Source organism: Rhodococcus yunnanensis NBRC 103083 (assembly GCF_001895005.1).
Taxonomy (GTDB): domain Bacteria; phylum Actinomycetota; class Actinomycetes; order Mycobacteriales; family Mycobacteriaceae; genus Rhodococcoides; species Rhodococcoides yunnanense.
On record NZ_BCXH01000016.1, the window covers coordinates 49948 to 62383 of the forward strand.

The 12436-nt window shown below is 64.5% G+C and carries 10 protein-coding genes; 3 read left to right on the plus strand and 7 right to left on the minus strand.

Features of this window, described 5'->3' with window-relative positions; all coding sequences use genetic code 11:
* Positions 1–21 precede the first annotated feature (21 nt).
* Genes RY1_RS22095 through RY1_RS22110 form a run of 4 tightly spaced genes read right to left on the minus strand, consistent with a single transcriptional unit; the run spans position 22 to position 5028 of the window.
* Positions 22–1662, minus strand: coding sequence for a dipeptide ABC transporter ATP-binding protein (locus RY1_RS22095; RefSeq protein ID WP_072806200.1), 1641 nt, complete (start codon positions 1660–1662; stop codon positions 22–24).
* On the minus strand, positions 1659–2498 hold the full coding sequence (locus tag RY1_RS22100; protein ID WP_072806201.1) for an ABC transporter permease: 840 nt from the start codon (positions 2496–2498) through the stop codon (positions 1659–1661). Before RY1_RS22100 ends, RY1_RS22095 begins: the two co-directional genes overlap by 4 nt.
* Positions 2495–3454, minus strand: coding sequence for an ABC transporter permease (locus RY1_RS22105; RefSeq protein ID WP_072806202.1), 960 nt, complete (start codon positions 3452–3454; stop codon positions 2495–2497). The genes RY1_RS22100 and RY1_RS22105 overlap by 4 nt, the downstream gene beginning before the upstream one ends.
* A complete protein-coding gene (locus RY1_RS22110; protein WP_245819860.1) occupies positions 3451–5028 on the minus strand; it encodes an ABC transporter substrate-binding protein in 1578 nt (525 codons plus the stop codon). The genes RY1_RS22105 and RY1_RS22110 overlap by 4 nt, the downstream gene beginning before the upstream one ends.
* A gap of 217 nt (positions 5029–5245) precedes the next feature.
* Between RY1_RS22110 and RY1_RS22115 the strand changes: the two genes are divergently transcribed.
* Genes RY1_RS22115 through RY1_RS22125 form a run of 3 tightly spaced genes read left to right on the plus strand, consistent with a single transcriptional unit; the run spans position 5246 to position 10051 of the window.
* The gene (locus RY1_RS22115; RefSeq protein ID WP_072806203.1) at positions 5246–6187 is read left to right on the plus strand and encodes a TauD/TfdA dioxygenase family protein; all 942 of its coding nucleotides are present in this window, start codon (positions 5246–5248) and stop codon (positions 6185–6187) included.
* Entirely contained in the window at positions 6187–8472 is a 2286-nt protein-coding gene (locus RY1_RS22120; RefSeq protein ID WP_072806204.1) for an arylsulfatase, read from the plus strand. Before RY1_RS22115 ends, RY1_RS22120 begins: the two co-directional genes overlap by 1 nt.
* A gap of 43 nt (positions 8473–8515) precedes the next feature.
* Complete coding sequence (locus RY1_RS22125; RefSeq protein ID WP_072806205.1) at positions 8516–10051, plus strand: ABC transporter substrate-binding protein; 1536 nt, start codon at positions 8516–8518, stop codon at positions 10049–10051.
* Positions 10052–10091: 40 nt separating this feature from the next.
* On the opposite strand, the gene RY1_RS22130 is transcribed toward RY1_RS22125, so the two are convergent.
* From RY1_RS22130 to RY1_RS22140, 3 genes are read right to left on the minus strand one after another with little or no spacing between them, the layout of a single operon-like run.
* Positions 10092–11153 (minus strand): ABC-2 membrane transporter-related protein, encoded by a 1062-nt coding sequence (locus RY1_RS22130; protein WP_072806206.1) that lies wholly within the window; start codon positions 11151–11153, stop codon positions 10092–10094.
* Positions 11150–12007: an ABC transporter ATP-binding protein gene (locus tag RY1_RS22135; protein ID WP_072806207.1), complete on the minus strand. Its 858-nt coding sequence runs from the start codon at positions 12005–12007 to the stop codon at positions 11150–11152. Before RY1_RS22135 ends, RY1_RS22130 begins: the two co-directional genes overlap by 4 nt.
* A gap of 3 nt (positions 12008–12010) precedes the next feature.
* Positions 12011–12406, minus strand: a complete 396-nt coding sequence (locus RY1_RS22140; protein ID WP_072806208.1) for a GntR family transcriptional regulator — start codon at positions 12404–12406, stop codon at positions 12011–12013.
* Positions 12407–12436: the final 30 nt, after the last annotated feature.

The window sequence follows — 12436 nt, forward strand, 5'->3', positions numbered from 1 at the left end:
GCCGGAGGTTCGTCGGTGCACTCACGCACGCACGGGAGCGGAGCGAGCATCCCGGCGCCCCCGCTGAATCTCGGGGTCGGGTAGCGGTGCGGAGTCGATGAGGTTTCGCGTGTACTCGTGCTGCGGGTGGCGGAACACCTCGGAGGCCGTACCCGTCTCGAGGATCGACCCGGCACGGAGAACTGCGACGCGATCGGCCACCCGGTCCACGACCGCGAGGTCGTGACTGATGAACAGGCACGCAAAACCGAACTCTTCACGCAGGTCCGCGAACAACTCCAATACGTGCGCCTGCACCGATACATCGAGAGCGCTCGTCGGCTCGTCGGCCACCAGTAGTTTCGGTGACAGCGCAAGCGCTCGCGCCAGGGCCACCCGCTGACGCTGCCCACCGGACAGCTCCGCAGGCCTGCGGTCCGCGAAGTCCTTGGGTAGACGCACCGAGTCGAGAAGGGCTGCGACTCTTGCCGCCTCACCTCCCACCTTGTGCACCACCAGTGGCTCGGCGATGCTCTGCCCGACGCTTCGGCGCGGGTCCAGTGACGCCGCCGGGTCCTGATGGACCAGCGCCACGTTGCGCCGCAGACCCCTCAGCTGCGACGTCCGTAGGTTGCTCACCGTGGTACCGAGCAGCTCGACCGCCCCGGTGGTCGCCGGAACCAGGCCGAGGGCAAGCCGACCGAGAGTTGTTTTGCCCGAGCCCGATTCGCCCACCAGACCCACTACCTCACCGTCTCCGACAGTGAGGTTCACCGAGTCGAGGGCTGTGAAGGCCTCGGCTCCGTGCCGTCGCGGGTACACCACCGAGACGTCGCGGATGGTGAGGGTGGCTGCGCCACTCGTGCGCGCGAGGTCACCGCCCGACGCCACTGCGCGCACATGGGGTGTGTCGTCCAACCGCGGCACCGCTGCCAACAGTTCCCTGGTGTACCGCTCGCGGGGCTCGGCGAACAGTGGGTGCACCGGCTGCGTCTCCACCACCGAACCCTGACGCAGCACCACCACCTGGTCCGCGATGTCGGCGACCACACCCATGTTGTGGGTGATGAGCAGAATCGCGGTGTTCCGAGTATCACGCAGCCGCCGGAGAAGTTCGAGTATCTCAGCCTGCACGGTGACGTCGAGGGCGGTGGTGGGCTCGTCGGCGATGAGCAGTTCCGGTTCACCGGACAACGCGAGTGCGATGACGACACGCTGCTTCTGCCCGCCGGACAGTTGGTGTGGGTACCAGTCGATCCGTTTGCCCGCGTCGGGGATGTCGACGAGCTCGAGCAGCTCGATGGCGCGGGCCCTGGCGTCCTTTTTCGACACCTTTTCGTGCGCGCGCAACGCCTGCGTGATCTGCCACCCGATCTTCTGCACGGGATTGAGCGCCGTCTGCGGCTCCTGGAATATCATCGAAGCCCGCACGCCGCGAACCGAATCGAGCAGTCTCTCGTCGGCACCGATGAGCTCGGTTCCCCCGAGGGTCACCGAACCGGACGCGGATGCACCGTCCGGTAGAAGTCCGAGAATCGTCCGAGCAGTCAACGACTTTCCCGAACCGGACTCGCCGACCAGCGCGACGATCTCGCGTTGTTCGACGGTGATGTTCACGCGGTCGACTACCGGTGCCGCCGTGCCGAATCGGATGGTCAGATCCTTTATGGTCAACAGACTCATGCCCGGCGCTCCCGTCCGATTCCTTGGGCGATCAGGAGAAACCCCAGTACCAGCGCCGCGACGACGACAAGAGGTCCGACCGCGAACGCCGCGTTGATGTCGAGATTCGGGATGGAATCGGAGATGATCGAGCCGAGCGACGGCTGCGGCGGCCGAACGCCGATTCCGATGAAACTCATTGCACTCTCCACGAATACCGCCAGCGAGAGCGACAGCGCCACCTGCACCCCGATGGGTTCGAGCGAGTTCGGCAGCACATGTGTCCGCAGAATCCACACTCGGCCCGCGCCGATCACCTCGGCCGCTTCCACGAACGGCTGCTCGCGCACCTTCAGCACCGACGTGCGAATCAGTCGACCGAAGATCGGCAGTTCCGCCAACACGATCACCACACCGACGGTGAATGCCCCCGGCCCGATGATCGCGGCAAGAGTGATGGCCAGAATCAAAGCAGGAAAGGCAAGTACGACGTCGAACACACGCTGAGCTGCGGTGTCCGCGGCAGGATGCAGAGTCGACAGCAGCCCGACGAGCCCACCCGCAATCGCACCGATCGGCACGGCCACGAACGCGATGATCAGATCTATCCGGATTCCGTACAGCACCCGCGAGAACACGTCACGGTTTACCTGATCGGTGCCGAGCCAGTGTGTACCGTTCGGGCTCAACAGATTTGCGCCGGAGATCTGTTCGAGCGGATCGAACGGCGCAAGCACGGGGGCGAAGATACCCGCAAGCGCGATGACGGCGACGATGATCACCCCTGCAAGCCCCTGCCCGCGGGTGAGGCCTGTCCACCTGGTCCGTTGCGCGACAGGCTCTTCCAGTACCGTCATGACGCTCCTCCGATCCTGATCCGCGGATCGAGATACGCATGGAGCACGTCGGTGAGCAGCTGCACGATGACGAACACCGACACCGACAGCAGCAACAGCACCTGGACCACGGGGTAATCGCGTCGACTGATGCCCTGTTCGATCAACTGCCCGATACCCGGCCACGCGAAGATCGCTTCTACCAGTACCGCCCCACCGAGCAGCTGCCCGGTTTGCAATCCGAGCGCAGTCACCATGGTCGGCAACGCATTACGCAGAGCGCTGCGCGAGACGAGGTTCCACTGCGAGACACCGAGCGAACGGGCCGTCGTCACGTACGGCTGCCGTAGTTCGGTACGCAGCGACTCCGTCAGGAACCGCGTCAACGCGGCCGCCACCGGAAGCGCGAGGCAGATCGCCGGCAACAACAGATATTGGACGGTTATGTCGGGGCGGGCGAGGAATCCGGCCGGCGGTGTGCCCCCGGCCGGCAATACGGGTATCGACACGGCGAAGAAGAGGACCAGTAGTACACCGGACACGAAGGGAGGCAGAGCAACTGCGAGTGTGTTGGCACCGTTGACGACTACGGTGAGCCATCGTCTGGGCCAGGCGACTGCGGCGATGGAGAGTGTCACCGAGACGAGGACGGCCAACACGAGCGCTGTCACGGACAGCACGATGGTGTTCGTCAAACCGTCGGCGACGAGGTCGGCGATCGAGCCGCCGATGACGTAGGACCGGCCGAGGTCGAGGCTGAGGACTCCGCCGAGCCAGGTGAGGTATTGGGCGGGGATGGAGGTGTCGAGGCCGAGTTGCGCGCGGATCGCGGCGATGGATTCTTCGCTGGCGTCGGGTCCGGCGAGGGTGGTCGCTGCGTCGCCAGGGACGAGTCGAAGCACCAGGAAGATCACGATGGACGCCAGGAACAGTACGAGTATCGCGGACGGCAGCCGCCGGACGAGGTATCGCGTCATGACAGGAACGTATCGGTGAGCAGGATTTCGGATCTCTTGGTCCAGTCGATTCCGTGGACGCTGTTGGCGGAGACGATCTGGTTGAAGACCACGCCGATCTCGATGAGGAACAGCCCGTCGAGCAGTTCTCGGCTGACGCCGGAGTATTTTTCGACTGCCTCGTCGCTCGTGCCGTCGGCGACCTGCCACGCCTGGTCCGCTGCCGCGACGTATGCGGGTGATTCGTAGCGGGAGGCGTTCTTCAGTGCGTTGAACGGGTAGGCGCTGACGGTGAGTGTGGACGGAATGTACTGCGCCCAGGAGTGGAAGGTGACCCACAATGCCTGGAACTGTGCGCCGATGAGCTGTTTGACGAAGGCTGCGCTCTCGACGGGGTCGAGTTCGACGGTGATACCGATGTCGGCGAGGTTCGCCTGCACGATCTGTGCGGTTGCCTCGTAGTACGGATTGCCCGCCTGGTAGGTCAGCGGCAGCGACGGGATGGCGCCGACTTCGGCGACCAGGGCTCGGGCCTTGTCGACGTCGAGTGCGAAGGTGCTGTTCAGTGATTCGTCGTATGCCGGTGAATTCTTCGGCCACGGCACGTTGATGGGATAGCCCGCGCCGCGGAACACCTCGGCGATGATGCGGTCGCGGTCGAGTGCGAAGGCGATGGCCTGTCGCAGCCGGACGTCGGCCAGCGCCGGATTCTGCACATTGGTTCCGACGTAGATCTGCAGTTCGGCGCCTTCGAGGTTCGAGGTCGTGTGCCCGCCGTCCTTCGAGAGCGTCTCGGCGTCGCGATAGTTGATGTTGGTCACCGCCTGCACCTGGTTCGCCCGCAGCGAGTTCACGAGAGCCTGCGAATCGGGGATGATCGACACCTCCACGCGGTCCAGATACGGCCGTTCGGGCACCCAGTACTTCTCGTTGCGTTCGAATATCAACGACGAGTTGGGAGTTCGCGAGGTCAACACGAACGGCCCGGTACCGACGAACTTCTCTCCCGTCGCCAACTGCTCGATCGACTCGCTGTCGAGGATCGGCACCGTGTCGAGCAGGTCGAAGATGTTGCCCAGCGGATGGGCGAACGTCAGCACGATCTGATGCGGATCGGTCGTGTCGAATCCGGTGACCGCTGCAGCCGTACTCTTGAGCTGCGCAGTCCATTTCGGATCCGCGTACGTCCGGATCGAGAATTCCGCGTCCGCGGAGGTGAACGGCCTGCCCGAGTGGAACGTGACGTCGTCGCGTAGTTGCAATGTCAACGACAGACCGTCGGGAGCCAATTCCCACGATGTCGCGAGCAGAGGCGTCGGCGACAGTTCGTCGTGCGGATAGCGGATGAGGCTCTCGTACGCCAGACCGATGACCGTCGTTGCCCCTGCAGTGTTGGTCAGGAAGTTCGCGGGCACCACATCCTGCGTCACGGCCGTCTTCAGCGTCCCACCGCGCACCGGGGTGGCGTCGGCGGAGCCCTCCGACTTCTGCTCGTCGACCGCGGAGGCGCATGCCGAGGTACCGAAGATCGCCAGTGCGGTCAGGCCTACGCCGCGCAGAAGAGTGCGCCGGTCGAGGGGCAGAGTTGTACTCACGTGACATCCGTCTTTCGAGGGTAGGAGTTGGGCGCGCAGCCGTGAGCGGCCGGATTCATGTCAGCGAAGCTAGCATCAGCCTGCCGAGAGGAACTTCGGTTGTAATCACGGTGAATCCAACTGTGTACATCCAGGGGGCACGTGTGATTCGGTAGTGCAATCCCTCACTGCGCCCGTGTAATTCGTGCAGTGCCGCTGTCGTAGGAAAGGTAGACCAATGTCGGTAAACACACTCCCCGAAGCGTCGTCCGCACTTCGTGCAGTCAAGATCGGCGGCAAGATCGGCGCACGCATCGAAGGTGTGCGCCTCGGCGGCGACCTCGACGCCGAGACAGTCGACTTCATCCGCCGCTCGCTGCTCACGCACAAGGTGATCTTCTTCAGCGGACAGGACCACCTCGACGACGAGAGCCAGTACGCGTTCGCCGAACTTCTCGGGGCCCCGACGACGCCGCATCCCACGGTCACCTCCCGCGGCACCAAGACTCTCGCGATCGACTCCGAGTACGGCAAGGCGAACAGCTGGCACTCCGACGTCACGTTCGTCGACCGCATCCCGAAAGCATCGATCCTGCGTGCCGTCTCGCTGCCGGAGTACGGCGGCAACACCACGTGGGCCTCACAGGTGGCCGCATACGAGCAGCTGCCGGACTCGCTCAAGGCGCTCGTGGACAATCTGTGGGCGACACACTCGAACAGTTACGACTACTCGGCCACCTCCGCGGAGAAGATCCAGAACGAGAAGTCGGCCGAGTACCGCAAGGAGTTTCAGTCCACGTACTTCGAGACCGAGCACCCGGTGGTGCGCGTTCACCCCGAGACGGGCGAGAAGACACTGTTGCTCGGCCACTTCATCAAGAACTTCATCGGGTTGTCCACCAAGGAATCGCAGACGCTGTTCAACCTCCTGCAGGATCGGGTCACCCAGTTGGAGAACACCGTTCGGTGGACGTGGTCGCTCGGCGACGTCGCCATCTGGGACAACCGCGCAACCCAGCACTACGCCGTCGCGGACTGGGACGATCAGTACCGTCGCCTCGAGCGCATCACTCTCGCCGGCGACGTACCCGTGCACCCGAACGGGGACACGAGCCGCGTGATCGCCGGGGACGCAACACATTATTCGGTCGTCGACGAGCCCGTCCGCATCACTCTCTGATGCCGATCCCGCCACATGCGCGGGGTTACGAAGGATTCGAGGGTCGAGTCGGCAGAACCACCGCCGACTCGACCCCGTCCTGGACGTACCCTCCGACTGCTCCTGCCGGTGCACCGAACATCGTCGTCATCCTCATCGACGACATGGGTTACAGCGACACCGGCCCCTACGGTTCGGAAATCGAGACGCCCCACCTGGACAGGCTTGCCGCCACGGGGGTTCGCTTCACCAATTACCATACGACGCCGCTGTGTTCACCATCGCGAGCTTCGCTGCTGACGGGCATCAACGCCCACCGCGCCGGCTACGGGTACGTCTCCAATGCCGATCCCGGATTCCCCGGCCTGCGCCTGGAACTCGCCGACGACGTCTCGACGCTCCCGGAGATACTGCGGGACAACGGGTACGCGACCTATGCCGTCGGGAAGTGGCACCTGGTCCGCGATGCGAACATGGGACCGGGACGCACCAAGGACTCGTGGCCGACGCAGCGCGGATTCGACCGCTACTACGGCTCGTTGGAGGGTCTGAACTCGTTCTACCACCCGAATCAGCTGACATCGGACAACGGCGCAGTGGAGGTCGACGAGTATCCCGAGGGTTACTACCTGACCGACGATCTCACCGACCGCGCCGTCGGATACATCAAGGATCTACGCGCCCATTCGTCCAAGCCGTTCTTTCTGTACTTCGCGCACGTCGCGATGCACGGGCCACTGCAGGTCAAGCCCTCCGATCGCGCGAAATATCACGGCAGGTACGCCGAGGGATGGGATCGTCTGCGCGAGAGTCGTTTCGCCGCACAACTCGCGGCCGGGCTCTTCCCCGAGGGTACCGAGCAGGCGCCGCGGAACACCGAACCCGGATACGACGTCGAACCATGGGATTCTCTGACAGCGGACCAGCAGCGCCGATTCGCCGCCTACATGGAGGTGTACGCCGGGATGGTCGACAGCGTCGATCAGAGCATCGGCCGGGTACTCGACGTCATCGAGGAACTGGGCGAGCTCGACAACACCATCGTCGTGTTCACCTCCGACAACGGCGGCACCGCCGAGGGCGGGCCCGAAGGCACCCGCAGCTATTTCGCCGAATTCGCGGGCGTGTCGGATCCGGACTGGGTGGGTGACGTCCCGCACGACGAGCAGCTCATCGGGACGGCCCGATTAGGAGTGCACTACCCCCGCGGCTGGGGCCAGACGTCGAACACGCCTTTTCGGTTCTACAAGGGACAGACGTTCGCCGGCGGGGTACGAGTGCCGTTCATCCTGTCGTGGCCTGCGGGGCTCCCCGCGTCCGGTGAGATTCGTGACCAGTACGCATACGTCACCGACCTCGCGCCGACGTTGCTCGATCTGGCCGGCCTGAGCAAGCCCGCCGAACGTAGAGGGCTGCCCGCCAAAGAGTTCGACGGCGTGTCCGCGGCGCCGGTGATCGCGCGGGGCGAGCCGTCACGGCACGTCGAGCAGTACTCCGAGATCACCGGCCACCGCGGGTACTACCGCGACGGGTGGAAGTTGCTGGCGTTGCAGGACCCGGGTGCGGACATCGACTCCCCGCACTGGCAGCTCTTCGATGTGCGGACGGATCCGACCGAGCTGCACGATGTCTCGGCGATTCATCCAGGGAAGGTAGCCGAGCTCGCGGCGGCCTGGGACGATGCCGCGTGGGCCAACACGGTTTTCCCTCTTGTCACCCGCGCCGACCTTGCCCGGCGACGTCCGGAGGAAGCTCGGCTGTCCGACCCGGTGACCATACTTGCCGGCACACCGACGTTGGAGCGCTACCGGTCCTCGAAGCTGATCGCGTACAGGGACTTCACCATCGATGTCCTGGTGGACGACGTCGGTGAGGGTGTCCTCGTGGCACACGGCGATCCGCAGGGCGGGTACATTCTGTACATCGAGAACGGCCGCATCGTGTTCGGGTTCAACAGTTTCGGACGCTACACCGAAGCATTCGGCCCGGTGCCCATCGATGCTCACACCATCACCGTCGACGCCACGGTCGCACCTCGGCTGCGCTGGAACTTCCGGATATCGGTGGACGGCGCCCCGGTCGCCCGGTTGGACGATCAAGTCCAGCTGGTTGCGATGGCACCGTGGACCGGCATCTCCGTGGGCGTCGATGCCCGAGGTCCCGTGTCCTGGGATCTACGCGAACGGCGCGGACCGTTCCGTTACTCGGGTTCGCTGAGGTCCGTGACCTACCGGCCCGGCCCGGTGCAGGTCGAGGCGGCAACAGTCGACCGGATCGAGAGCGACGCCGAGGTGTTCGCGGATTGATGCGGCTACGCCCCCGGCGCGTGAGCCACATACAGGAGGAACCATGATCAACCGTAGAAGTTTTCTGACCGCGGGTGCCGCCGCCGTATTTCTCACCGCCTGCTCGTCGGCGGTGGAGGAGTCACGCAGCGGTGGCACGGGAGAACCCGGCGGCACACTGGTGATCGGCTCGCTCAGCGATCTGAACCCGGCGAGCATCTTCTCGCAATCGCTGACATCGATGACCATCGGCGGACTCGTCTTCGACACACTCGTCCGACTCGATCCCGACACGCTCGAGCCGACGCCCCGCGTCGCGACGTCGTGGGCGGTATCGGACGACGGACTGCAGGTCACGCTCGATCTGCGCGACGACGTCACCTTCCACTCCGGACGGCCGTTGACATCCGAGGACGTCGCATACGCGTTCGCCAACCTCGCGAAGGACGCCGCCGGTTCGCAGCTCCAGGCTGCAGCGAAGACGATCACCGCCGTCGATACCTCGGACGCGCACGTCGCGGTGCTCACTCTGGCACACCCGCTGGTCAACCTGAACGACCTGCTCGAGTTCACGTTGCTGACCGACTCCGAATCCGAAGCCGAACTCCTGTCCGGTGAAAAGTTCATCGGCACAGGCCCGTTCGTGTTCGACTCGTGGCAGCGCGGGCAGCAGTCCAACTGGAAGCGTAACGAGAACTACTGGGGCGACGCGGCTCTGCTCGACGGTGTCACCGTGCGCGTGGTTCCCGACAGCTCTGCACTGTTGTCCTCGGTACGATCGGGTCAGACGAATGCGGTGATCGGGGTGTCGGCGCAGGACGCACGGCCGTTCTCGGGTGATCAGTTCACCGTCGAGCACGAGGACGTCTACGACGTGGCCTACTACGTCGGTGTCAACGTCAACGATCCTGCGCTGGCGGACAAAAGGATTCGCCAGGCCATCTCGTACGCGGTCGACCGGACGCGGATCGTCGACGAGGTCCTCGGCGGTATCGGCATCGCGTCGAGTGCACCGTGGCCCGAGTCCTCACCTGCGTACGACGCCTCTGCCAGGGACTTCTACTCCCGTGATCTGGAGAAGGCACGACAGTTGCTCGCCGAGGCGGGCGGCCCACCCGCTGCCCCGCTGCTTCTGTCCTACGGAACCGGTGTGGCCCCTGCGCGCACCATCGCCGCGATCATCGAGAACAACCTCGCCGAGATCGGTTTCACCGTCACCCTCGATCCCCGCGAACAAGCTGCGTTCTCACCGTTCCTCGGCAGCGGTCAGCATCAGCTCTGGATCAATCCGCACGGCTTCGCGCAGCTCAACCCGTCCACCCTCGCGACGGGCGCGGCGCCGTTCAAGCCGGCCAAGAACCTGTCGGGGTACACCTCACCGCAGTACACCGACATCGTCGATCGCCTGTGGTCGCACGCCGACCCCGACAGCGACGCGGCAAAGGCGTCGTACACGGAGTTCTCGGATCTGTTGCTCGACGAGCAGTTCGTCATCGACCTCGCCGTCACCACCAACACGAACATCTACACCGCAGGCACCGCGGGTATCACCTGGAACCGGTACAAGAATCTCATTCTGGACACGGCGACGGTGGGCTGACGCCCACCTCCAGAACCAGCCACCTCCAGAACCATCCACCTCAGGGCCGCAACCTACGCACCAGCAACGTCGACGAGCCTGCCAGCACTGCCGAGAGCAGAAGGCACAGCGCCGTTTCGGTGAACTGGAATCGCCAGAACATCCGGTCCGAGTGGTAGCGACTCTCGTAGTGGTCGACACCCATCGCGCGCAGACACGTCACCCTCTCACGTGCGTCCTCGGCGTACCACGCGTCCAGACGTGCCTCGTACTCGGCGTTGGTCTCGTCGGCCGCCGGTTCGACCCAGTCGTCGCCATTCGAGACGCACGCGTCGGGGGCAACCACGACCCGTTGCCCCTGAGCGTCCACGTAGTCGGTACCGACGGTCCATTCCGGATAGAAGTCGGCGTACCCCAGTTGGGTGTACGACGAGAACGCGCCGGTGAACATCTCGTCGAGCGGAATTTCCTGCACCTGTGGGCTGGCGTAATGCTCGCGGAGCTGAACCGGAAAGAGCACCAACGCGAATACGGTCAGAACCAGAGTCGCGATCATGGCACCGACCGTGTGCCGCAACAACAATGCGCTCGTACTACCGATCGTCAGCGCCAAGGCCGTGTATCCGGCAGGAACCAACCCTGCCGCACCGAACGACGGCCACTGCAGGCGCGAGTCGATGGCGCCTACGAAACCGAATGCGCCCGAGGTGGATTGGTATTGGTACCGAGCCCAGAACCACACGTACCCCAGGACGAGCATCGCGAGGACGACGGGAACGAACACCACCAGCACACGCGTCCAGTACCAGCGTCGACGACTCACCGCCTGTGTCAGACCGAGGACGTGTGTGCCACGTTCGATATCGCGTGAGAACACCGTGACTCCGACGAAGAGCCCCAGCACGACGGGCAATCCGATCGTCGCCACGGACGCAAGAGTCAGCGTCGATTCCGCGAGGCACCCCGTCGCCGCATAACCGAAGCACTGGAAGAAGAAGGTTCCGAACGGACGAACCCCGCCGAGGCCGAGTGTCAACCCAAAAACCACGGCAGCAAGAACAAGGGGTACGAGCACGGAGGCAAGGACGGTTGCGCGGAACTGACGCCACGTCACCCAGATCACGATGCACTCCGCGCGCTCAGGTGGGCCAGCACGACGTCGTCGAGTGTCGCAGCGTCGACGTGCCATCCCGGCGGTGCGTCGGGTCGGGGGCCGCGGACGACGAATACTCTTCCGCCGGAACCTGTTGCCTCCAACACCACCGAGCCGTCGGTCACCACCGCGGCCGGATCACCGGATCCGATGAGCACGTAGTGCCCATCGACGACGTCGTCCACAGCGCCGGAAAGCCGAATCCTGCCGTCGCGCAACAGCATCAGATGATCGGCGACGTCGGCCAATTCGGCAAGGACATGCGAGGACAGCACGATCGTCGTCCCGTACTCGGCGGCGTCCCGCATCAACGTCTGCGCGACGGCTCGGCGCGCGACGGGGTCCAGGTCGGCGAGCGGCTCGTCGAGCAGGAGCACGTCGGGTCGACGCCCGAGCGCAAGTGCCAGTGCGACGCGTGTGCGGTGGCCCGGTGAGAGCGATTTGATGCGCGCAGACCTCGGTACCCCTGCCGCGTCGACGAGTTGCGCGGCATAGGCGTCGTCCCAGGACGGGTTGGTGTTCCGGCCGAATCGCAGTATCTCTTTCACCGTGAACCTCGAGTACAGAGGTGTGTGTTGGGCGAGATACGACAGACCTGGCGCGATCCCTCGCTGCCCCACCGGTTTTCCCAACACCTCGAGCGAACCGCCGTCAGGTGAGAGGAGTCCGACGACGAGGGACATCAGCGTCGACTTGCCTGCGCCGTTGGATCCGACCAGCGCGGTGATGGTGCCGCGCTCGATCTCGAAGGAGCAGGCGTCGAGCACCTTCTTGCGCCTGAAGGACTTGTCGACGTCCGTCATGGACAGCACCGTGTCGGTCATTGCTCAGCAATCTCCTTCGCCCGAATAGCGGGTATCGAGCGCCGAGGTGACCAGCGCTTCCAGATCGGTCCGGTCCAGTCCTGCCGCGACACCGTGCCCGACCCAGCGATTCAGTTCTTCGGTCAGTGCCGCCTTCTCCACCATGCCGGGCTTGGCGAGAGTTGCAACGACGAAGGTGCCCACACCCGGCCGCGGTTCGACCAACCCGTCCCGCTCGAGCTCGCGATATGCCTTGAGCACTGTGTTCGGGTTGATCGCCAACGCGCCGACGACGTCTTTTGCCGTGGGGAGCCGTTCACCGACAGTCAGCTCACCGAGGCGAAGGGCCTGCTTTGTCTGCAGCACCAACTGCACGTACGCAGGGATGCCCGAGCGCCGGTCGATCCGGTACGCGATCATCGGTCACCATTTCACTAGTGTGTTAGTGGA

Excerpts from the sequence above, each read along its gene's own strand:
- RY1_RS22095 (WP_072806200.1), bottom strand. The coding sequence starts at position 1,662 with ATGAGTCTGTTGACCATAAAGGATCTGACCATCCGATTCGGCACGGCG.
- RY1_RS22100 (WP_072806201.1), bottom strand. The coding sequence starts at position 2,498 with ATGACGGTACTGGAAGAGCCTGTCGCGCAACGGACCAGGTGGACAGGC.
- RY1_RS22105 (WP_072806202.1), bottom strand. The coding sequence starts at position 3,454 with ATGACGCGATACCTCGTCCGGCGGCTGCCGTCCGCGATACTCGTACTG.
- RY1_RS22115 (WP_072806203.1), top strand. The coding sequence starts at position 5,246 with ATGTCGGTAAACACACTCCCCGAAGCGTCGTCCGCACTTCGTGCAGTC.
- RY1_RS22120 (WP_072806204.1), top strand. The coding sequence starts at position 6,187 with ATGCCGATCCCGCCACATGCGCGGGGTTACGAAGGATTCGAGGGTCGA.
- RY1_RS22125 (WP_072806205.1), top strand. The coding sequence starts at position 8,516 with ATGATCAACCGTAGAAGTTTTCTGACCGCGGGTGCCGCCGCCGTATTT.
- RY1_RS22135 (WP_072806207.1), bottom strand. The coding sequence starts at position 12,007 with ATGACCGACACGGTGCTGTCCATGACGGACGTCGACAAGTCCTTCAGG.
- RY1_RS22140 (WP_072806208.1), bottom strand. The coding sequence starts at position 12,406 with ATGATCGCGTACCGGATCGACCGGCGCTCGGGCATCCCTGCGTACGTG.